Here is a 21,167-nt window from a genome sequence, read left to right as displayed (position 1 = left end):
TGCCGCAGCTGTCGCGCGGCTCCTCCGCAAGGAGTTCGCGGACCGCCGTGAGCAGGTCGGGTGCGGTCCGGGGAGCCGTCCCGATCTCCTCGGGCCGGGTCGCCGCGTTGGGTACGAGGATGCCGCGGGCGCCCGCGGACTGTGCGGCCAGGACATCGGCCCCGATGTCGCCGATCACCACGCAGTCCGACGGAGCCACTCCCAGGCGTCGTGCCGCCTCGGTCACCAGACCCGGCCGGGGTTTGCGGCACGTGCAGCCGTCCTCGGGCAGGTGCGGGCAGTACACCCAGGTGCCGAGACCGCCGAGCAGCTCGTCCGCCCGGGCGTTGACCCGCTGTACGTCGGCGTGGGTGAGCAGTCCGCGGCCGATGCCCGACTGGTTGCTGACCACGCCGGTCGCGATGCCCGCCGCACGCAGCAGGTCCAGGGCCTGTCCTGCGCCGGGCAGGGGGCGCACCTGGTCGGGGTCGCCGTTGTAGGGGACGTCCTCGACGAGGGTGCCGTCGCGGTCGAAGAGCACCGCGGCGGGCCCAGTGGCGGGTGGGGTCGGATGGTTCACGGCATGCTCCCCAGCTGTGCGGCGCGTCGATGGCGTATCAGGCCGTCGACGCAGTGGCGGACCGCGAGGGGCGGGATGACCACGCTGGTGGAGAGCATGGTGGCGATCTCGCGGGCGGTCCGCGGACCCGGTGCGATACGGGCCAGGGCGAACTCGGCCGTGCCCAGCGCCCACAGCGCTGCGGCTCCACCGGCGGCCCGTGGTCTGCCGGTCAGCGCGCACCCGGCGGCGACGAGCGCGCCGGCCGTCACCAGCGTGTGCCGGGCGAGCCGTCCCCGGGGTGCCTGGGCGCGGGTCCACCAGTCGCGCCCGTGCAGCCGGGTCATCAGGGCGTCGTCCGCGTTGCCGCGCTGGGCGCGTACCGACACCCAGCGGTCGGCCGGGCGCACCGGGTGGCGGGTGGTGCGCCGGCCGTGGCGCAGCGTCCAGCCGGCGTCCCGCACCCGCAGCGCCAGGTCGGCGTCCTCACGGAAGGCCCGGGGGAACCGCTCGTCGAAGCCGTGGACCTGCGCCAGCGCGGCGGTCCGGTAGGCCATGTCCGCCGTGGCCCACGCGGCCTGTTCCAGTCCGGCCGTGCCGCGCTCCCAGTCCGTCGGACGGCGGTCCGTGGGCAGCGGGACGGTCAGCCGGCCCTGGATCCCGCCCGTGACGGCGTCGGCCGCCGCGAGGTCCTCGGCGAGCCGGCGGGACCAGTCCGGCAGCACCTGGACGTCGTCGTCGAGGAAGACGGTCCAGGGGGCGGTGACGGTGCGCCAGCCGGTGTTGCGGGCGGCCGCGGGGCCGCGTCCGCCGCTGCGCAGGGTCCGCACCCGCCCGCGCAGGTCGCCCGCGGCCTCCAGCGGCAGTTTCCCGTCCGGGTCCGGGCGGTCGTCGACCACGAAGACCTCGGTGGGCGGATGACCGGTGGCCGCGGCGAGCGCACCCAGGCAGTCGGCGAGACAGGGACGCCCGATCGTCGGTACGACGACGGCGTACGCGGGAGGGGCGGAGGCCGGGGCGTCCGTCATGCGAACATCTCCTTCCGCCGGATCGCGAACGGCCCGAGGGCCAGCAGGTCCACGGGCGCGGACCCGAAGCACTCCAGGGCGTCCCGCGGGTCGTCGACCATGGGCCGGCCGGCCGTGTTGAGGCTGGTGTTGACCACCACGGGCAGCCCCGTGCGGCGTTCGAAGCCGTCGATCATGCGGGCCACCAGCGGCTCCGTGTCGCGCTCCACGGTCTGGATCCGGGCCGTGCCGTCCACGTGGACCACGGCCGGGATGCGGTCGCGCCACGCGGCGGCGACGTCGTGCACGAACAGCATGTAGGGGCTGGGCAGTGGCCCGTCGAAGAGTTCCGCCGCCCGGTCCGCGAGCACCATGGGAGCGACCGGACGGAACTCTTCCCGTCCCTTCACCGCGTTGAGGCGTTCCAGGTTCGCGGCATGACCGGGGTGGGCCAGCAGCGACCGGTGGCCCAGGGCCCGGGGACCGTACTCGCTGCGGCCCTGGAACCAGGCCACGATGCCGTCGCGGGCGAGTTCGTCGGCGACGGTGTCGGCGATGTCGGCGGGCTCCTCGTAGGGGACGGCGGCGGTCTCCAGCCAGGTGCGCAGCTCGTCGTCGCTCCAGCCACGGCCCAGGGCGGCCGTCGGCATGGCCTCCACCGTCTCCTTCTGGTGGGCGACGTGGAGCGCGGCGCCGAGGGCCGTGCCGGCGTCCCCGGCCGCGGGCTGCACCCAGATGCGGCGGAAGGGTCCGTCCCGGTACAGCCGGGTGTTGGCCACGCAGTTGAGCGCCACACCGCCCGCCAGGGTCAGCGTCTCCTCGCCGGTGCGCTCGTGCAGCCAACCCACCAGGCCGAGCAGGACCTCCTCCAGACACGCCTGGGCACTGGCCGCCGCGTCGGCGTGGTCCTGCGTCCACGGGTCACCCGCCGCACGGGGCGGGACCAGCGACGACCAGGGCACCGGACGGGCCCGGAAGCCGCCCTCGCCCGCCAGGTGGACGTACACGCGCAGCTGCTCCAGGAAGCGCGGCCGGCCGTAGGACGCGAGGGCCATCACCTTGAACTCGTCGCTGCTGCGCAGGAATCCGAGGTGCTGGGTGAGCTCCTCGTAGAACAGGCCCAGGGAGTCGGGCAGTGACTGCGTGCCGAGGACGGCGAGTTCGCGGTTCGCGTAGCGGCCCGCGAGGTGGGAGCCGCACTCGCCGCGGCCGTCCAGGACGAGGACGGCGCAGTCCGGGTAGGGGGAGGCCTGGCCGGCGGAGGCGGCGTGGGCGACGTGGTGCGGGACGAAGCGCACCTTGGCCGGGTCGAGTCCGGGCAGGGCCTCGGCCAGGAACTCGGGGGCGCGGCGGGCGTACTCCTGACGCAGGTGGTCCCAGGGGTCGTTCAGGCCCAACTGCTCTGCGGGGCAGGCAAGTTCGGGGTCGTAGGAGTAGGCGACCGCATCCAGTTCGGCCGGGGTGAGACCGGCCTGCTCCAGGCACCAGCGGGCGGACAGTTCGGGCAGTTCCCACGCGGAGAAGGGGACGGGCCGCTTGCCGTGCTTACGACGGCTGAAGCGCTCCTCCTCCGCCGCTGCCACGATCCTGCCGTCCATGACCAGGGCGGCGGCCGGGTCGTGGAAAAGGGCGTTGATTCCCAGGACACGCATACGGTTCCTCCGGGGCGGCGGGGTGGACGACTTCGGGGGCTGCGGGCTCAGACCTGCCTGGCCGGCTCCCGCGTCGGCCGCGCCGCCGCGAAGTAGGCGATGGTCTGCTTGATCCCTTCCTCCCAGGGCACCTTGGGGGCCCAGCCCAGCAGTTCACGGGCCAGCCGGGTGTCCGGGCGGCGGCGCTGCGGGTCGTCGACGGGGCGGTCGATGAACTCGATGCGCGAGGAGGAGCCCGCCAGTTCCACCACCCGGCGGGCGATGTCGCGGACCGTGACCTCGTCGGTCCCGCCGATGTTCACGGGCCGTACCGAGTGGCTCGCGGCCACCAGCAGGATTCCGTCGACCGTGTCGTCGACATAGCACAGGGACCGCGTCTGGCTGCCGTCACCCGCCACCGTCAGCGGTTCGTCGGCCAGCGCCTGGCAGACGAACGTCGGCACGGCGCGGCCGTCGTGGGCGCGCATGCGGGGCCCGTAGGTGTTGAACAGGCGCACGATGCCCGCGTCGGCGCCCCGGGCCCCCACATGGGCGGTGACCAGCGCCTCGGCGAACCGCTTGGACTCGTCGTACACACTGCGCGGACCCACCGGGTTGACGTTGCCCCAGTAGTCCTCGCGCTGCGGATGCACCAGGGGGTCGCCGTACACCTCGGACGTCGAGGCGAGCAGGAAGCGGGCCCTGTCCCGCTCGGCCAGGGCCAGCATGGTGCGGGTGCCCAGGCTGCCGGCGTCGAGTGTCTCCAGGGGCAGCCGCAGGTAGTCGGCGGGCGAGGCGGGACAGGCGAAGTGCAGGACGAGGTCGTACGGCCCGGGCAGGTGCCGCAGACACTCGGGCACGGAGACATCGCACTCGACGAACCCGAATCCGGCGCGGCCGTCGAGGTGGGCGATGTTCCGGCGCGATCCGGACACCAGGTTGTCCGCGCAGTCGACTTCGACACCTGAATCCAGCAGGCGCTCGCACAGATGGCTGCCTAGGAAGCCGGCGCCGCCGGTCACCAGGGCACGGCGCCAGGGCACACGAGGGGTGGCATCAGTCATGGGACGTCCTTCAGCCGCGCTCGCCGGGCCGGAGCGCCGCGCATGTGTCCGGTGCGGCGCGAGCGGCTCACGGGAAGAGAGCGAAAGTGACAGAAACGGACTGGATACACGGGACACGTGTCAGGAACAGGGCCGGTATGGGCCGAGGCCGCCGTTTTCCCGACGGCACGAACGCTGGGTTCCCAGGCGAGTAGTTTTCACACGTTGATCCCTAATTGTGCACATGACCGCAGCAGGTCGCGACCGATACCTGTGAGCAACCGCACTCGGCACCGCAAGTGCGCGTGGGGCGAGCGGCCGTTGAGCCCGTGGGGGCACGGTCGTACGGCGTACCGCGGCGGACTCACCGGTCACGTCTGCCACGATGGTGCGCGCCGTGACCGACTCGGTGGATGACCGCGCAGCGCAGCCGGCGTTCTTCGGTTTCGCCTACCTGTCTGACCTGCCACTTCGCCTCTCGGGTACCGCACTGTGTCTTCCGTTCCTGTCCCTGCCTGCCCTTCCGCTGCCTCCCGCTCGCCGTGGCGGTCCCTGAGACACCGCAGCATGCGCTGGTGGTCCGTCGCGAACTTCGTGTCGAACGCCGGCACGTGGATGCAGCTCACGGTGCAGAACCTGCTCGTTCTGCAGATCACCGGGTCCGCCGCCGCGACGGGCCTGTCGATGTCCGTCCAGGCCGGCCCCGCGCTGTTCATGAGCCTGCTGGGCGGAGCGGCGGTGGACCGCTGGTCGCGCAAGTTGACGGCGGCCGTCAGCCAGACGCTCCTCGGGGCGGTCGCCTTCGTCACGGCCGTGCTCGTGGCGCTGGGCCGGCTCGACATGACGTCCCTGCTGGTGCTGGCCGCGGTGACCGGAACCATCGCCACCGTCGACGGACCGGCGTGCGCCCTGCTGGGCAACGATCTCGTCCCGGCCGAGGACGTCCCCTCCGCCATCGGCATCGGTTCGATGGTGCACAGCGCCGGCCGGCTCGTCGGGACCGCCCTGGCCGGTGTGACGGTCGGCTTCCTCGGCACGGCCGCCGCGTACGCGGCCAACGGGCTGTCCTTCCTGTTCGTCGCCGCGGTCGTGCCGTTCCTGCGCCCCGCCCCCGGTGCGGCACCTCCGGCGGGGCCGGAGGCGACCGTCGCGGCCGGGCCCGGCACGACCGTGCGCGAAGGCCTGCGCTTCTTCGCGGCCCGTCCCCGGCTGGTCGCGCTCGCCGGCATCACCGGGATCAGCTCGGTCTTCGGCCGGAACTACGGGCTGACCCTGGCCGTGCTCGTCACCGGGCCGCTCGCGGGCGGTGCGGGGGCGTTCGGCACGGTCTCCGCGGTCCTCGCCGTCGGCGGCATCCTGGGCGCGTTCCTCGGCGCCCGGCTGCGACGGCCCTCCGTCCGGCTGGTGGGCACGCTGGCCGCCGCGGGTGCGCTGCTGCAACTGGCGGCGGGGCTGTCACCGTCGCTGGCCGTCCTGCTGGTGCTGGTCCTGCCCATGGCCGTGGTGGAGTCCGTCTCCGACACCGCCGGCACGGCCGTCCTCCAGACCGACCCGCCCGCTCACCTGCGCGGACGCGTCCTCGGCGTGTGGAGCAGCATCGGCACGGTGTGGAGCCTCGGCGGCCCGCCCGCGCTGGGCCTGCTCATGGAACTGGCCGGGGCGCGCGGAGCGCTCGTGACCGGTGGCCTGTTCATCGCCGGCGCGATCGGCGCGGGTTTCCTGGTACGGGGGCGCCGGGCCCTGGAGCCCGTGTCCCTGCCGGCGAAGCCGGGCGGCGAGGTGGCGGGACGGGAAGCGCTGAGCACGGCCGCCTGACGGGCACGACGGGCTCGAACGGGGCATGGCCGGCACACACGTACGGAGTTTGGGCCCCTCCCGGTGTGGTGAGGCGCCCGGGATGCACGACGAGCACCTTGCGCACCCCGCCACCGCCGCCCCCCGTGAGCGGGACCCCTTCTTCGACAACGCCAAGTACCTGGCGATCGTGCTGGTCGCGGTCGGGCACGCGTGGGAGCCGTTGCGGGCCGGGAGCCGGAGCGTGTCCGCGCTGTACCTGCTCGTGTACGCCTTCCACATGCCGGCGTTCATCGTCGTCTCCGGCTACTTCTCGCGGAACTTCGACGCGAGCCCGGGGCGGCTGCGGCGGCTGGTGACAGGGCTCGTCGTGCCGTACGTCGTCTTCGAGACGGCGTACACGTTCTTCACGCGGTGGACGGACCGGGTGCCGGACCGGCCGGTGAGTCTGCTGGATCCCCTGTATCTGACGTGGTTCCTGGTGGCGCTGTTCGTGTGGCGGCTGACCACCCCCCTGTGGCAGCGGGTACGTCATCCGGTGCCGGTCGCCCTCGCCGTGGCGATGCTCGCGACCCTCACGCCCTCCATCGGCGACGACCTCGACCTTCAGCGCGTCCTGCAGTTCCTGCCGTACTTCGTGCTGGGCCTGACCCTGAAGCCGGAGCACTTCCGGCTGGTCCGCCGGCGGGCGGTACGGCTGCTCGCCGGGCCGGTGTTCGCCGGCGCGCTCGTGGCGGCCTACTGGGTGGTGCCGCGGATGAGCGCGGCCTGGCTCTACCACCGGGACAGCGCCCAGGAGCTGGGCGCGCCCGCCTGGTCCGGACCGGTGATGACGTCGGCCGCCTTCGGGTGTTCGCTGGTCCTGGTCGGGTGCTTCCTCGCGCTGGTGCCCGGGCGGCGGACCTGGTTCACCGCACTGGGCGCGGGCACGCTGTACGGCTATCTGCTGCACGGCTTCCTCGTCCAGGGCGCCCGGTCCTGGGGCTGGTACGGCCCCGCCTGGGTCCACGGTCCCCTGGGTGCGGCCGCGGCCACCCTGCTCGCCGCGACCGCCGTGACGGCCCTGTGCACCCCACCGGTCCGCCGGGCCCTGCGGTACGTGGTGGAACCGGAGCTGCGGTGGGCCTTCCGACGGGAACCGACGCGAGCGGTCCGTGCCTGAGGTCCGGTTGCGGGGGCCCCGCCCACCGGCGCCGCCCCGGTGTCGCCGTCGGCCGTTCCTTCCCCACGCGGAACGCCACCGGCACCCGCACAGCCGTGTGACAAGATGCTTCGGTCATGCCCCACCAGAAAGGGACGATTCCCATGTCCAGGGTCGAGCTGACCACCAATTTCGGCCGTATCGTCCTCGAGCTCGCCGACGCCGAGGCGCCCAAGACCGTCGAGAACTTCCTGAAGTACGTCGGCAACGGGCACTACGACGGCACGATCTTCCACCGGGTGATCGACGGCTTCATGGTCCAGGGCGGTGGCTTCACCCCGGACATGGTCCAGAAGCCCACGCTCGCGCCGGTCCCGAACGAGGCCGACAACGGTCTGAAGAACACCGCGTACACCGTGGCGATGGCGCGCACCAGCGACCCGCACTCGGCGACCGCGCAGTTCTTCGTCAACGTCTCGGACAACGAGTTCCTGAACTTCACGGCCAAGAACCCGAACGGCTGGGGTTACACCGTGTTCGGCAAGGTCGCCGAGGGCCAGGACGTCGTCGACCAGATCAAGGGCGTACGGACCGGCAGCAGCCGCGGTCACGGTGACGTGCCGACGCAGCCGGTGATCATCGAGTCCGCCAAGGTCGTCGACTGACCGCGCCGGCAGACTGACGCGACCTGCGCGGTGCCTACGGCGGTGCGCGGGTCACGCGGTCCGTTTGCGGGCGGTCGTCTTCTTGGCCGCCGTCTTCTTGGTGGCCGTCCCCTTCTTGGCCGCCGCGGTCTTCTTCGTGCCCTGTGCCGACTTGGCCGTCGTCTTCTTGGCGGCCGCCGTCTTCTTCGTGGCGGACGTGGACTTCTTGCCACCGGTCTGCTTCGGCGCCGCCCGCGCCGACTTCCGCTGCGGCAGCCGTGTCACCTCCCCCGCCTCCTCGCCCCGCGACTCCTTCGCCTCCCGCACGCTCTTCTCCAGCGCGGCCATGAGGTCGAGGACCTTGCCGCCCTTCGCCCGCTCGGGTGCCTCCGGGGGTGCCTCGCCGGCGGCCTTCGCGGCGACGACCTCCTCCAGTGCCTCGCGGTACTCGTCGTGCAGTTCGTCGAGGTCGATCTCGCCGAGGGTGTCCATCAGGGCGTCGGCGAGGTCGAGTTCCTTGTCGCTGATGGTGACCTTGGTGTCGGGGGCGAGTCCCTCGGGCGCGCGGACCTCGTCCGGCCACAGCAGCCCGTGCAGGGCGATGGCGTCCTCCACCACCCGCAGCATCCCGAGCCGTTCCCGCCCCCGCAGCGCGTACTTGGCGATGGCCACCTTGTTGCTGCGCTTCAGCGCCTCCCTGAGCAGGGTGTACGGCTTGGCCGCGGGGGCGCCGCCCGCCTGGAGGTAGTACGACGCGTCCATCTGGAGCGGGTCGATCCGGTCGGCCGGCACGAAGGCGACGATCTCGATGGTCTTGGCCGTCGGGAGCGGCAGGTGGGCCAGGTCCTCGTCGGTGATCGGGATGATCGTGCCGTCCGCGTCCTCGTACCCCTTGCCGATCTCGGCCTGGCTGATCTCCCGGTCCTCCAGCTCGCAGACCTTGCGGTAGCGGACGCGGCCGCCGTCCTCGGTGTGGATCTGGCGGAAGGAGATCGAGTGGCTCTCGGTGGCGTTGACCAGCTTGATCGGAATGCTGACCAGGCCGAACGAGATGGCACCGTTCCAAATGGATCTCACCGGCAGCACCCTTTCTGACGAATCAAGCCGTTCTGCCCACTTATGCGTGAGATTCTCATCGTATGACGCCGATCACAGAGGTGGAGGGGCGACGGCTCGCGCTCAGCAATCTGGAGAAGGTGCTGTATCCGGCCACCGGCTTCACCAAGGGCGAGGTGCTGCACTACTACGCCACCGCGGCCGACGTCCTCCTCCCCCATCTGCGTGACCGTGCCGTCTCCTTCCTGCGCTACCCGGACGGCCCCGAGGGGCAGGTCTTCTTCGCCAAGAACGTTCCGCCGGGTACGCCCGACTGGGTCACCACGGCCGAGGTGCCCCGCTCCGAGGGCCCGGCCCGCATGGTCCTGGTCCAGGACCTGCCGAGCCTGATGTGGGCCGCCAACCTGGTCACCGAGTTCCACACCCACCAGTGGCTGGTCGACTCCCCCGACGAGGCCGACCGCCTCGTCCTCGACCTCGACCCGGGTGCGCCCGCGACGATCGTCGAGTGCTGCGAGGTGGGCCTGTGGCTCAGGGAGCGGCTGGCGGCGGACGGGATCGAGGCGTACCCGAAGACGGCCGGCTCCAAGGGGCTGCATCTGCTGGCGGCGGTGCGGGGAGCGTCGTCCGAGGAGGTGTCGGAGTACGCCAAGCAGCTCGCCGTGGAGGCGGAGCGGGCGATGCCGCGGCTGGCTCTGCACCGGATGACGCGGAACCTGCGCCCGGGAAAGGTCTTCGTCGACTGGAGCCAGAACGCCGCCCGCAAGACCACGGCGACGCCGTACACCCTGCGGGCCCGGGCCCGCCCCCTGGTGTCGGCGCCGGTCACCTGGACGGAGGTGGAGAACTGCACGACCCCCGACGGACTGACCTTCCAGGCCCCGGACATGCCGTCCCGCCTCCAGGACTACGGCGACCTCCTCGCACCTCTCCTCGACGCGGACCGGGCGACGCGGTTGCCCTGAGGGAAGCGTTGTCGGGCGGCTATCGGCCGGTGGGGGCTGGTCGCGCAGTTCCCCGCGCCCCTGGGGGGTTGCAGTCACCTGCGCCAGGAAGGGGCCGCACGGGCCGCCGCAGGCATTCAGGGGCGCGGGGAGCTGCGCACAACGCCCTTGCGCACCGGACCCGCACCCGGAGTCAGACCTGCGTCCACGTACGCCGGTCGCGGGCCATCGCGTGCAGCGCCTCCACGTCCGCCGGCTTGAGGACGCCGCCCAGCCGGGCGAAACCCTCCAGGTCCGTGTCCCGCAGGACGCGGACCTCGCGGGGCGGGAGAGTCACCGCCAGATCGGCGGCCCCCACGAGGGCGAGGACCGGATGGACCTCGGCCGTCAGGGCGTAGGAGGCCCGGTCGGCGTCCGCGCGGACGCGGCGCAGCAGCGGCTGCCCGTCGCGGCGGCCGAGGGCGACCATCGGGTCGGCGACCGTGACCCGCTGCTTGCGGGCGTACAGCGTGTGCACCGCGAACAGCCCGCCCGGACCGATCGCCAGATGGTGGATCCGGTCACCACCGGGCAGCGGCACGGAGTGCAGCGTGTGCCAGCCCACGCCGTCCAGGCGGTCCAGCGCCTCCCCCACGGCCTGTTCCGCCTCCAGCGCGCGCCGACGGGGGTCGCGGCGGATCAGGTGCGGGGAGCCGGGATCCCGGTCCAGGGCGATCTGGAGAGCCTCACCGGGCCGGTTCGGCGCGAGGTCGTCGTCAGGGTGGAGGGAGAGCCGGGCCAGTTCGGCGGGCGTCGGCACCGGAGGCGGGCCGACAGCCACGCGGCCGGTCAGGAAGGGCCCGAGGACGTCCAGCACATCCTCTCTGCGGTCCTCGCTCAGCAGATTGATCCGGGCCGCCTCACGGTCGTACCAGGCGATGTTCCTGCCGTCCGTGAGGCAGACGTAGAGCCGCTCCTGACCATGGCGCCAGGTCGGTACGACGCGCAGTCCGCTCATGCACCATCACCCCATGGTCCATGGGAACAGGCGGGGTGCTGCGCAGGCAAGAAGCCGGTTACCTTTGGGGTGAGTCGCAGCGACTTGGGGAGGCGCTGTTGCGGACCCGCAGGAAGCAACCCGACGTACCGGCTCCGGACAGGGCGTGGGACGAGATCGTGCCCGGGCTGTGGATGGGCGGACATGAGTTCCAGGGCCTTTCCGGGCGACGGGAGTTCGCTGTCGTACGGGACGAGTTCGAGCTCGTGCAGACGCTGCTGCGGCTGCCCGGCCACGGCCCCGATCCCGGCGTCGAGCACCATGTGTGGCCGATTCCGGACGGCCCGCTGGACGGGACCCAGCTCGCGGGCGTGATGCGCCTGGCACGGGCCGCGAGCGACGCACTGGACGAGGGCCGAAAGGTCCTCGTCCGCTGTTACCACGGCTACAACCGCGCGGGCCTGGTCGTCGCGCACGCCCTGGTCCGCAGGGGGCACACGGCCGACGCGGCGATCCGGCTGATCCGGGGCCGGCGCTCACCGTGGGCACTGCACAACGAACTGTTCGTCGAGTACCTCCAGGCCGGCCTGCCGACGGCCCGGCTGCTGGAGGAGCTGACCGACTAGGGCGGCCCGGGCCCACCGGACGGCAAAAAGGACGTCCGTACGAATAATGTGTACGGGCCGACACCCCGGACGGCCCCGATCCCAGGAGCACAGTGCCACCCGCCCGCCGCGCACCCCGTACGACCCGTGCCGTCACCACCGTCACCGCCGTCGCCCTGCTGCTCGCGGTCGCGTCGGGCTGTGGCGACGCGGGCGACCTGGTGGGCGCGGGCTCCACGCCGACCGCGATCAGCCCCGACCGGCTGTGGCCGCAGCTGACGCCCGCCTCCAGCCCCGCCTTCGAGATCGGCGAGGTGGACTCGGAGGTCGTGGCGGGCGTCACCGTGCCCGGCGACGACATCCGCACGGTGGACCCGGTCGCGCTCGTGCGCGCCGAGATCAAGGAGGACGCCGGCAGTTACGCCGGCGAGGGCTACGTCGAGACGGCCCGCAGGATGGCGGACTGCGGGAAGAAGGGGCCGGCCGGGAAGAGGTGTCCGGTCCTGCGGCCGTACTACCGCGACCTGACCGGTGACGGGCACGAGGACCTGACGCTGGGCTTTCGGCAACTGCCCGGCAATGTCACCGCCGTACGCGTCTACACCGTGGAGAAGCACCGGCTCGTGCGGGTCATGCACTGGGAGGACGCGGTCAGCGGGGTGGAGCTGGCCGGGCGGTCGGTGATCATCCGTTCGCCGTCCGAGGTGGCCGGATACGAGTACCGGCTCCAGTGGACCTGGGACCCGCAGCAGAAGTCGATGCTCCTGACGCACGACGAGATGCTCCGCACCGGCAGCCGTGCCCTCGGGGACGCGCCGAGCCCGGTGCCCGGCCCGTCCGCGAGCTCGCGATGAGGCTCGCACTGCCCCGCTGGTCCGGCACGCTGGCCGTGAAGGCCGCCGTCTTCATCACGGTGATGTGCTGCGCCCTCGCCGCGCTGCTCGGTGTCCTCGTGCACGTCTCGGTGACGAACCAGACCGTCGGCGAGGCCCGCGGCCTGGCGCTGAGCCGGCTGAAGGAGGCGACCGAGGCGTACGAGGCCGGGGACACGCTGACGTGGGACGCGGGCGTGGATCCACCGGACCTGCCGGGGTCGCTGCGGACGCTGGCGGTGGCAGGGGACCGCGGCACGATGGTCGGCGAGCACCGCGGCCGTCCCACGATGTGGGCGGCGGGGCCGGTGGACGGGAACCGGGCGCTGGCCGTGGAGGTCGACTACTCGCAGGGCGCGCGGACGATCGCGGGCCTCGACCGGGCGATCCTGTGGTCGTCGGCGCTGGCGATCACGGCGACGCTGCTGTTCGGGGCGTTCGCGGTCACCCGGGTGACGAAGCGGCTGCACACGACCGCCCGGGTGGCCCGGCGGATCACCGCGGGCGACCTCGACGCGCGGGTCGGCGATCCGCGGACGAAGGATCCGTCGCGGCCGCAGGACGAGGTGGCCGCGGTGGCCGCCGCGCTGGACTCCATGGCGGGGTCGTTGCAGGGCAAGTTGCTGAGCGAGCAGCGGTTCACCGCGGATGTGGCCCATGAGCTGCGGACGCCGTTGACGGGTCTGCACGCGGCGGCCGAGTTGTTGCCGTCGGGCCGGCCGACCGAGTTGGTGCGGGACCGGGTGGCCGCGCTGCGGACGCTGACGGAGGACCTGCTGGAGATCTCCCGGCTGGACACGGGCCGGGAGACGGTGGAGCTGGACACGGAACGTCTGGCCACGGTGGCCCAGCGGGTGGTGCGGGCGTCGGGGACCGACACCGAGGTGGTCGTCCTGCGGGATGTCGCCGTGGAGACGGACCGGCGGCGGCTGGAGCGGGTGCTGGGGAATCTGGTGGCCAACGCGCACCGGCACGGCCGGGGGCCGGTGACGCTGACGGTGGACGGGACCGTGGTGACCGTCCGGGACCACGGGGACGGGTTTCCGGAATACCTCGTCGAGCACGGTCCGCAGCGGTTCCGGACGGAAGGCGGGGCGCGGGGCCACGGGCTGGGGCTGACCATCGCCGTGGGGCAGGCGGAGGTTCTCGGGGCCCGGCTCTCGTTCGCGAACGCGGATGACGGCGGGGCGGTCGCCACGTTGGCGTTGCGGTAGCCGATCGGTGCCCCCGAACGGCAGCTCCTATGGCCCAGCTTGAAAGGCGGCCCGGGCGCGGCCCTCCTAACGTGGCGGTTAGTCAGGTTCGCCACCCACGTCACGGAGGCCCCCCATGTCCCTGCGCTCCCGCATCTCCATAGCCGTCGCCGCCGGCGCCCTCGCCGTCACCGCCCTCGCCACGCCGGCCGTCGCCGACGACGACTGGGGCACCGACCCGCACAGCGACACGGGAACCCAACAGAACCAGGGTCAGGGACAGAGCCAGGGCCAAGTGCAGGGCCAAGGCCAGAGCCAGGGCGTAGCGCAGGGCCAGGGCCAGGGCCAGGGCCAGGCGCAGGGCCAAGGCCAGAGCCAGGGCGTAGGCCAGGCGCAGGGCCAGGGCCAGGCGCAGGGCCAGGGCCAGGGCCAGGCGCAGGGCCAAGGCCAGAGCCAGAGCCAAGGCCAGAGCCAAGGCCAGAGCCAGGGGCAGGCGCAGGGGCAGGCGCAGGCGCAGGGCCAAGGCCAGAACCAGGGCCAGAACCAGAACCAGAACCAAGGCCAGAACCAAGGCCAGAGCCAAGGCCAGGGCCAGGGCCAGGGCCAGAACTCCCGCCTGTCCAGGGGTGTCGTGACGGCCGGTTCGCTGGCGCTGCGCAGTGCGCCGAACCGGGGCGGGCAGATCATCCGTTGGGCCGAGCGGGGGGAGGTCGTTTCCATCTTCTGCCAGACCAGGGGCCAGAGCGTCCAGGGCAACCCCCAGTGGTACCTCCTCACGGACGGCACCTGGGCCTGGGGCCCGGCCCGGTACATCAGGACCATCGGCCCGACGCCACGCTGGTGCTGACATCCCGGTCAATCTAGGCAGACATCACGCCCTATTTGGGTAAGTTCCGGACATGACCAAGGCCGGAACCACCGTGGCCCCCGCGGACCCCTCCGCTCGCGCGGTACGCCTGCCCCGGCGCCGTGGCATCGAACTGGCCCTCATCGTCCTCGCCGTCCTGCTGTCGGTGTACGGCTACTGCGCTGTCGGTCTCGCCAGGAACGGCACCGTCCCGCCCGGCGCCGCCGGTTACGGCGCCGGGCTCGGTGTGCTCGCGCTCCTCGCCCATCTGGCGGTGCGCCTGAGGGCGCCGTACGCCGATCCGCTCCTGCTGCCCATCGGCGTGCTGCTCAACGGCCTGGGCCTGGTGCTGATCTACCGCCTCGATCTGGAGACACCCGGCGACCGCGCGGCCCCGACCCAACTCGTGTGGTCCACGGTCGGGGTGGCCCTGTTCATCGTGGTCGTCCTCATACTGCGCGACCACCGCGTGCTCCAGCGGTACGCCTACGTCTGTGTCGCCGCCGCGCTCGCCCTGCTGATCCTCCCGATCCTGTTCCCCTCCGTGAACGGCGCCCGCATCTGGATCAGGGTCGCCGGGTTCTCCATCCAGCCGGGCGAGTTCGCGAAGGTGCTCCTCGCGGTGTTCTTCGCCGCGTACCTCGCCGCCAACCGGAACGCGCTGGCGTTCGCGGGGAGGCGGTTCTGGGGGCTTCAGCTGCCCACCGGCCGGGTGCTGGGCCCGGTGCTCGCCATCTGGCTGATCAGCGTCGGGGTCCTGGTCCTGGAGCGGGACCTCGGTACCTCGCTGCTGTTCTTCGGGCTGTTCGTCGTTCTGCTGTACGTCGCCACCGGGCTCACCGGCTGGATCGCGCTGGGCCTGCTGCTGGCCACCGTCGGCGCCTTCGCCGTGGGCTGGCTGGAACCGCATGTGCACAGCAGGGTGCAGGACTGGCTGCATCCGTTCGCGTCGATCGCGGCGGGCCAGGGGCCGAACCAGCTCGCGCAGTCCCTGTTCGCCTTCGCGGCGGGCGGGGTCCTCGGCACCGGGCTCGGGCTCGGCCACTCCGTCCTGATCGGCTTCGCCGTGAAGTCCGACTTCATCCTGGCGACGGCCGGCGAGGAGTTGGGCCTGGCCGGCCTGTCCGCGATCTTCCTGCTGTACGCCCTCCTCGTGGAGCGCGGCTACCGGGCCGGCCTCGCCCTGCGCGACCCCTTCGGACGGCTCCTGGCGACCGGCCTCGCCTCGATCGTCGCGCTCCAGGTGTTCGTGATCGCGGGCGGGGTCGGCGGACTGATCCCGCTCACCGGCATGGCGATGCCGTTCCTCGCACAGGGCGGCTCGTCGGTCGTCACCAACTGGGCGATCGTCGCCCTGCTGATCCGGGTGAGCGACTCGGCCCGCCGCCAGTACGACGGGAAGGAGACCCCGTGACAACGCCGGCCCCCGGCATGAGCCGCTACATCCGGCACGCCGCCCGCTTCTGCGCCCTGCTGCTCGTGGCACTCCTCGTCAACGCGACCCGGGTCCAGCTCTTCCAGGCCGGCGCGCACGACGCGAACCCCGCCAACCGCCGCGAGAACATCGCCCGTTACGGCCGGGAACGCGGCGACATCCTGGTCGGCGGGCGTCCGGTCACCGGCTCCCGGGACACCGGGGAGCAGCTGCGCTATGAACGGACCTACGCGGACGGGCCGTTGTACGCGCCGGTCACCGGCTTCGCCTCGCAGGAGTACGGCACGACCCTCCTGGAGCACACCGAGGACGCGGTCCTGTCCGGCTCGGACCCGCTGCTGACACCGTTCCCGCTGTGGAACGACTTCACCAGGAGACGCACGCCGGGCGGGAACGTCGTCACGACGCTGAACGGGGCCGCGCAGGAGGCGGCCTTCCGCGGGCTCGCCGGGCGCAAGGGCGCGGTGGCCGCCCTGGACCCGGCGACGGGACGCATCCTGGCGCTGGTGTCCTCGCCGTCGTACGACCCGGGGGTGCTGTCGGGCAACGACCCCCGGGTGGGCCGGTCCTGGACGTGGCTCAACAGCAATCCGGACAAGCCGATGCTCAACCGGGCGGTACGCCAGACCTATCCGCCGGGTTCGACGTTCAAGGTGGTCACCGCGGCGGCCGCGCTGGACGCGGGTGTGGTGACGGACGTGGACGAGGCGACCGACTCGCCGGCGCCGTACACCCTGCCCGGCACCACCACCTCGCTCAGCAACGAGTCCGACGGCTGCGAGGACCTGTCCCTGCGGGAGGCCTTCCGGTGGTCGTGCAACACGGTATTCGCGAAGCTCGGGGTGGACGTGGGGGTGCGTCACATGACGGCGACCGCGCGCGCCTTCGGCTTCAACGACAACTCCCTGCGCATCCCCTTCTCGGTGGTCCGCAGCACCTTCGACCCGTCCGTCGACCGGGCGCAGCTGGCCCTGTCGTCGATCGGCCAGTACAACACCCGCGCGACCCCGCTCCAGATGGCGATGGTCTCGGCGGCCGTCGCCAACGGCGGGCAGATCCGCACGCCCTACCTCGTGGAGCGGACCACCACGGCCGGCGGCAGCATCGTGGACACGGCGGGTCCGCGTCCGCTGCGGCAGGCGATGTACCCGGCGACGGCCGCGGTACTGAAGGAGCTCATGACCCAGGTGGTGACCGAGGGCACCGGCACCAACGCGGCCATTCCCGGCGCGATCGTCGGCGGCAAGACCGGCACCGCCCAGCACGGCATCGGCAACGCCGGGGTGCCGTACGCCTGGTTCGTGGCGTGGGCACAGGGCGAGCGGGACATGGAGCCCAAGGTGGCGGTGGCGGTGGTGGTGGAGGACGCGTCGGCGGACCGGGGGGACATCACGGGGGGCGGGGTGGCGGCGCCGATCGCGCGGGCGGTGATGGAGGCGGTGCTCAACTCCAAGGAGTGAGACGGGGGTTGAAGCCCGCCGGAGGACCGACCTACCGTTCGGTCCATGATGGAAACCACCGCATACCAACTCGCCCAGGTGAACATCGGCCGTCTCAAAGCCCCGCTGGATTCCGCGCAGTTGAAGGACTTCGTCGACAACCTCGACCCCGTGAACGCCGACGCGGACGCCGCCGACGGCTTTGTCTGGCGACTGGAGGACGAGTCCGGCGACGCGACGGACATCGCCGTCTTCGGCGACAAGTGGTTGATCATCAACATGTCGGTGTGGCGGGACGCCGACGCGCTGACGGCGTACATGTACCAGGGCCGGCACCGTGAGATGCTCGCCCGCCGCAGGGAGTTCTTCGAGCGGGTCCAGGAGGCGATGGTGGCCCTGTGGTGGGTTCCGGCCGGCCACCGCCCCACGGTCGCCGAGGCCGAGTCCCGGCTGCTGCACCTGCGCACGAACGGGCCCACGCCGTACGCGTTCACGCTGCGGACGCCGTTCCCGGCGCAGGGGGCTGAGCCGGTCACGGCCCTGGAGCTCCCGGACGACCTGGGCTGCTCGGTCTAGACCGGCTTCCGCATCTCCGAGCGGATCCGGAGGGGGGTCGCGGCCGGCTTGTCGAGGTGCACGTCCGAGGGGGCGTCCGTGGTCGCGGTGTTCGTCACCGGTACGTCACTCCATGTGAGCGGCCCCCTCCTCGATCGCTTCACTCACCTCCGCGACCCGCTCCCGCTCCTCCGCCGCGAAGCGCTCCGCGTCCAGTTTCTCGGCGATCTCCTCGTCCTGGGCCATGAGGAGGTCGAGGCTGGAATCGCCCATCTCGAAGACGCCCATGTCGACGTAGGCCTGCTGGAGGCGCTTGCCCCACAGGCCGATGTCCTTGACGCAGGGGACGATCCGGGAGAAGAGCAACTGGCGGAAGAGGGCGAGGAATTCGGACCGTTCGGCGTACTCCTCGGCCTCCGCCTTCGGGATGCCGAAGTTCTCCAGGACCTCGACTCCGCGCAGGCGGTCGCGCATCAGGTAGCAGCCCTCGATGACGAACTCCTCGCGTTCGCGCAGTTCGGCGCCGGAGAGCTGCTTGTAGTAGTCGCGCAGGGCCATCCGGCCGAAGGCCACGTGCCGGGCCTCGTCCTGCATGACGTAGGCGAGGATCTGCTTGGGCAGGGGCTTGTCGGTGGTGTCGCGGATCATGCCGAAGGCGGCCAGCGCGAGACCCTCGATGAGGACCTGCATGCCGAGGTAGGGCATGTCCCAGCGCGAGTCGCTCAGCGTGTCGCCCAGCAGGGACTGGAGGTTGTCGTTGATCGGGTACAGCATCCCGATCTTCTCGTGGAGGAAACGGCCGTAGATCTCCGCGTGCCGCGCCTCGTCCATCACCTGGGTCGCCGAGTACAGCTTGGCGTCGAGGTCGGGCACGGACTCCACGATCCGCGCGGCGCACACCATCGCGCCCTGCTCACCGTGCAGGAACTGGCTGAACTGCCAGGAGGCGAGGTGCTTGCGCAGCTCTCCCTTGTCCTGGTCGGTGAACTTCGCCCAGTACTTGGTGCCGTAGACGGAGATGGCCTCGTCGGGGGTGCCGAGGGGGTCGTGGGGATCGACTTCGAGGTCCCAGTCGATGCGCTTCTGCCCGTCCCACTGCTTGTCCTTGCCCTTCTGGTAGAGGGCGAGGAGGCGGTCGCGGCCGTCGTCGTACTCCCAGCTGAACCGGGCCTTGCCCGTCGCCGGTACCTGCCAGTGGGGGTCCCCGGGGTCCGTGGTGTACAGGTCGAAAGTCGGCATGTTCCGCAGGCTGCCCCTTCGTAGACGCCGGGTCAACAAGTCGTGCGCAAGGGATTGACGGTCTTGCTGACAGGCAGTCTCATAAGAGCCATGACGAGTCTGACAGAAGTCGACGCGCTCGAAGGGCTGCGCGACGCCCTCGGCCTGCTCAAGGACCGGGAGCAGGTCGCCGAGCGGCTGCTCGACTCCTCCGCGAAGCACTCCTTCGATCCGGACGAGGAACTGGACTGGGACGCGCCCTTCGAGGAGGGCCTGTGGTTCTGGCCGCCGGAACTGGTCTCGCTCTACGGCACCCCGATGTGGAAGCGGATGAGCGAGGAGCAGCGGATCCTGCTCTCCCAGCACGAGGCCGCGGCGCTGGCCTCACTGGGGATCTGGTTCGAGATCATCCTCATGCAGCTGCTGTGCCGTCATATCTACGACAAGGCGGCCACGAGCGCGCATGTGCGGTACGCGCTCACCGAGATCGAGGACGAGTGCCGCCACTCCAAGATGTTCGCGCGGCTGATCACCCGGGGCGGGACGCCCTGGTATCCGGTGAGCCGGGCCCACCAGCAGCTCGGGCGGCTGTTCAAGACGATCTCCACGACCCCGGGGTCCTTCACGGCGACGCTGCTCGGTGAGGAGATCCTCGACTGGATGCAGCGGCTGACGTTCCCGGACGAGCGGGTGCAGCCGTTGGTCCGGGGCGTGACGCGGATCCATGTGGTGGAGGAGGCCCGGCATGTGCGCTATGCCCGGGAGGAGCTGCGGCGGCAGATGGTCTCCGCTCCGCGGTGGTCGCAGGAGTTCACGCGGGTCACGTCCGGGGAGTTCGCGCGTGTGTTCTCCGTGGCGTTCGTGAATCCGGAGGTGTACACGAATGTCGGCCTGGACCAGCGGGAGGCTCTCGCGCAGGTGAAGGCGAGCGGGCATCGACGGGAGGTCATGCAGACCGGTGCGAAGCGGTTGACGGACTTCCTGGACGACATCGGGGTGCTGCGGGGTGTGGGGCGTCGGCTGTGGAGGTCGTCGGGGCTGCTGGCTTGACGGTCGGGTGCGGGCCGGTGGGGGCCGGTCGCGCCCACGCGGCGGAGCCGCACATCGATACAGCCCCGCGCCCCTAAGAGGTGGGGACCTGCCAGGCATGCCTGACTGCACCCACTCAGGGGCGCGGGGAACTGCGCGACCAGCCACGACGTACCCGCGGCCGCCGACTACGCTGCACCCATGACCCCTGCCGCGCCCGCCTATCGTCGGCTGAGTGTCGAGGAGCGCCGGAGCCAGCTTCTCGAAGCCGCCCTGACCCTCTTCGCGCACCGCGCCCCCGAGGAGGTCTCCCTCGACGATGTGGCCGAGGCGGCCGGAGTCTCCCGTCCGCTCGTCTACCGGTACTTCCCCGGCGGCAAGCAGCAGCTGTACGAGGCCGCGCTCCGGTCCGCCGCGGACGAACTGGAGCAGTGCTTCGACGAACCCCTGGACGGCCCCCTCCTCGTCCGCCTCTCCCATGCCCTGGACCGCTACCTCGCCTTCGTCGACGAGCACGACGCCGGCTTCAGCGCCCTGCTGCAGGGCGGCAGTGTCGTCGAGACGTCCCGGACCACGGCCATCGTCGACGGCGTACGACGGGCCGCCGCCGAGAACATCCTCAGCCACCTCGGCGTCACCGAGCCCGGTCTGCGGCTGCGCATGACCGTGCGGATGTGGATCACCGCGGTGGAGGCGGCCTCCCTGATCTGGCTCGACGAGAGCAAGCAGCCCCCCGTCGGGGAACTGCGCGACTGGCTGGTCGAGCAGTTCGTCGCCGTGCTCTCCGTGACCGCGAACCGCGATCCGCAGACCGCCGCGCTGGTCACGGCCCTCGCGATGGATGCCTGACACTGGTGCCGTGAAGAGCGAAGACACCCCCTTCGAGGGCGGTCCCATGGACGGCCGGGTACTGCCCGTGCTGCTGGGGCCGACCGGTCATCCGCCGAAGACGTACCGCATCCCCGTCCCCGACGCGACCGGCGGCCCGGCCACCGTGCTGGTCTACCACCGCGTGCCCAGGGGCCACAGCAGGCTGGGGATCCCGAAGGGGTGGAAGTACGCGTACGACCCGGAGGGGAAGGCGGACGACCGGCTGAAGTGGCCGTGGTCCAAGCCCGACAGGCCCCGGCCCGACAAGCCGGCTGACACCGACGGGTGACGAGGTTGCGCCGAACCGCCCACCCGGCGCGCGAGGACGCC

At 71.8% G+C, this 21,167-nt stretch carries 20 protein-coding genes and 1 pseudogene; 14 read left to right on the top strand and 7 right to left on the bottom strand.

Annotated elements, in window-relative coordinates; all coding sequences use genetic code 11:
* Window positions 1-115: 115 nt before the first annotated feature.
* The 4 genes and pseudogenes from ACGFWE_RS20355 to ACGFWE_RS20340 form a co-directional block, all read right to left on the bottom strand.
* Window positions 116-520: pseudogene (locus ACGFWE_RS20355) on the bottom strand (D-glycero-alpha-D-manno-heptose-1,7-bisphosphate 7-phosphatase); the annotation flags it as partial.
* Window positions 521-555: 35 nt separating this feature from the next.
* Entirely contained in the window at window positions 556-1,566 is a 1,011-nt protein-coding gene (locus ACGFWE_RS20350; RefSeq protein WP_393600633.1) for a glycosyltransferase family 2 protein, read from the bottom strand.
* Entirely contained in the window at window positions 1,563-3,197 is a 1,635-nt protein-coding gene (locus ACGFWE_RS20345) for a carbamoyltransferase (RefSeq protein ID WP_393600632.1), read from the bottom strand. The genes ACGFWE_RS20350 and ACGFWE_RS20345 overlap by 4 nt, the downstream gene beginning before the upstream one ends.
* Window positions 3,198-3,244: 47 nt before the next feature.
* Window positions 3,245-4,240: an NAD-dependent epimerase/dehydratase family protein gene (locus ACGFWE_RS20340; protein WP_393600631.1), complete on the bottom strand. Its 996-nt coding sequence runs from the start codon at window positions 4,238-4,240 to the stop codon at window positions 3,245-3,247.
* 546 nt (window positions 4,241-4,786) lie between these two features.
* On the opposite strand from ACGFWE_RS20340, the gene ACGFWE_RS20335 reads away from it, so the two are divergent.
* The 3 genes from ACGFWE_RS20335 to ACGFWE_RS20325 all read left to right on the top strand — a co-directional run bounded on the left by ACGFWE_RS20335 (window position 4,787) and on the right by ACGFWE_RS20325 (window position 7,819).
* Entirely contained in the window at window positions 4,787-6,034 is a 1,248-nt protein-coding gene (locus ACGFWE_RS20335) for an MFS transporter (RefSeq protein ID WP_352390169.1), read from the top strand.
* Between the two features lie 82 nt (window positions 6,035-6,116).
* A complete protein-coding gene (locus tag ACGFWE_RS20330; protein WP_393600630.1) occupies window positions 6,117-7,175 on the top strand; it encodes an acyltransferase family protein in 1,059 nt (352 codons plus the stop codon).
* A 143-nt stretch (window positions 7,176-7,318) separates the two neighbouring features.
* Window positions 7,319-7,819 (top strand): peptidylprolyl isomerase, encoded by a 501-nt coding sequence (locus tag ACGFWE_RS20325; RefSeq protein ID WP_393600629.1) that lies wholly within the window; start codon window positions 7,319-7,321, stop codon window positions 7,817-7,819.
* Between the two features lie 51 nt (window positions 7,820-7,870).
* On the opposite strand, the gene ACGFWE_RS20320 is transcribed toward ACGFWE_RS20325, so the two are convergent.
* The gene (locus ACGFWE_RS20320) at window positions 7,871-8,884 is read right to left on the bottom strand and encodes a Ku protein (protein WP_393600628.1); all 1,014 of its coding nucleotides are present in this window, start codon (window positions 8,882-8,884) and stop codon (window positions 7,871-7,873) included.
* 53 nt (window positions 8,885-8,937) lie between these two features.
* Between ACGFWE_RS20320 and ligD the strand changes: the two genes are divergently transcribed.
* Entirely contained in the window at window positions 8,938-9,819 is an 882-nt protein-coding gene (ligD, locus tag ACGFWE_RS20315) for a non-homologous end-joining DNA ligase (RefSeq protein WP_393600627.1), read from the top strand.
* Between the two features lie 172 nt (window positions 9,820-9,991).
* Here ligD and ACGFWE_RS20310 read toward each other — a convergent pair whose 3' ends face one another.
* Window positions 9,992-10,795: a nuclease-related domain-containing protein gene (locus ACGFWE_RS20310; RefSeq protein ID WP_393600626.1), complete on the bottom strand. Its 804-nt coding sequence runs from the start codon at window positions 10,793-10,795 to the stop codon at window positions 9,992-9,994.
* A 98-nt stretch (window positions 10,796-10,893) separates the two neighbouring features.
* Between ACGFWE_RS20310 and ACGFWE_RS20305 the strand changes: the two genes are divergently transcribed.
* The 7 genes from ACGFWE_RS20305 to ACGFWE_RS20275 all read left to right on the top strand — a co-directional run bounded on the left by ACGFWE_RS20305 (window position 10,894) and on the right by ACGFWE_RS20275 (window position 17,741).
* Window positions 10,894-11,400 (top strand): protein phosphatase, encoded by a 507-nt coding sequence (locus tag ACGFWE_RS20305; RefSeq protein ID WP_352390174.1) that lies wholly within the window; start codon window positions 10,894-10,896, stop codon window positions 11,398-11,400.
* A 92-nt stretch (window positions 11,401-11,492) separates the two neighbouring features.
* Window positions 11,493-12,233: a hypothetical protein gene (locus tag ACGFWE_RS20300; RefSeq protein WP_393600625.1), complete on the top strand. Its 741-nt coding sequence runs from the start codon at window positions 11,493-11,495 to the stop codon at window positions 12,231-12,233.
* Window positions 12,230-13,465 (top strand): ATP-binding protein, encoded by a 1,236-nt coding sequence (locus ACGFWE_RS20295; RefSeq protein ID WP_393600624.1) that lies wholly within the window; start codon window positions 12,230-12,232, stop codon window positions 13,463-13,465. The genes ACGFWE_RS20300 and ACGFWE_RS20295 overlap by 4 nt, the downstream gene beginning before the upstream one ends.
* A gap of 115 nt (window positions 13,466-13,580) precedes the next feature.
* A complete protein-coding gene (locus ACGFWE_RS20290; RefSeq protein WP_393600623.1) occupies window positions 13,581-14,291 on the top strand; it encodes an SH3 domain-containing protein in 711 nt (236 codons plus the stop codon).
* Between the two features lie 52 nt (window positions 14,292-14,343).
* Window positions 14,344-15,705 (top strand): FtsW/RodA/SpoVE family cell cycle protein, encoded by a 1,362-nt coding sequence (locus ACGFWE_RS20285; RefSeq protein ID WP_352390177.1) that lies wholly within the window; start codon window positions 14,344-14,346, stop codon window positions 15,703-15,705.
* Window positions 15,706-15,722: 17 nt separating this feature from the next.
* Window positions 15,723-17,186, top strand: coding sequence for a penicillin-binding transpeptidase domain-containing protein (locus ACGFWE_RS20280; RefSeq protein ID WP_352390379.1), 1,464 nt, complete (start codon window positions 15,723-15,725; stop codon window positions 17,184-17,186).
* A 45-nt stretch (window positions 17,187-17,231) separates the two neighbouring features.
* Complete coding sequence (locus ACGFWE_RS20275) at window positions 17,232-17,741, top strand: DUF3291 domain-containing protein (RefSeq protein ID WP_393600622.1); 510 nt, start codon at window positions 17,232-17,234, stop codon at window positions 17,739-17,741.
* A 105-nt stretch (window positions 17,742-17,846) separates the two neighbouring features.
* Here the strand turns inward: ACGFWE_RS20275 and ACGFWE_RS20270 are convergent, their stop codons facing one another.
* A complete protein-coding gene (locus ACGFWE_RS20270; protein WP_352390179.1) occupies window positions 17,847-18,959 on the bottom strand; it encodes a ferritin-like domain-containing protein in 1,113 nt (370 codons plus the stop codon).
* Window positions 18,960-19,049: 90 nt separating this feature from the next.
* Between ACGFWE_RS20270 and ACGFWE_RS20265 the strand changes: the two genes are divergently transcribed.
* From ACGFWE_RS20265 to ACGFWE_RS20255, 3 genes are all read left to right on the top strand, one after another.
* Window positions 19,050-19,988 carry a diiron oxygenase gene (locus ACGFWE_RS20265; protein ID WP_393600621.1) on the top strand — a complete coding sequence of 313 codons (939 nt, stop codon included), beginning with the start codon at window positions 19,050-19,052 and terminating at the stop codon, window positions 19,986-19,988.
* Window positions 19,989-20,168: 180 nt separating this feature from the next.
* Window positions 20,169-20,816: a helix-turn-helix domain-containing protein gene (locus tag ACGFWE_RS20260; protein WP_352390181.1), complete on the top strand. Its 648-nt coding sequence runs from the start codon at window positions 20,169-20,171 to the stop codon at window positions 20,814-20,816.
* On the top strand, window positions 20,809-21,126 hold the full coding sequence (locus ACGFWE_RS20255) for a hypothetical protein (protein ID WP_352390182.1): 318 nt from the start codon (window positions 20,809-20,811) through the stop codon (window positions 21,124-21,126). Before ACGFWE_RS20260 ends, ACGFWE_RS20255 begins: the two co-directional genes overlap by 8 nt.
* Window positions 21,127-21,167 lie beyond the last annotated feature (41 nt).

The sequence above is a fragment of the Streptomyces sp. NPDC048523 genome (genome assembly GCF_043199815.1).
GTDB lineage: Bacteria > Actinomycetota > Actinomycetes > Streptomycetales > Streptomycetaceae > Streptomyces.
Note: the sequence above shows the minus strand (reverse complement) of the source record. Positions and strands in the feature narration are given on the sequence as shown.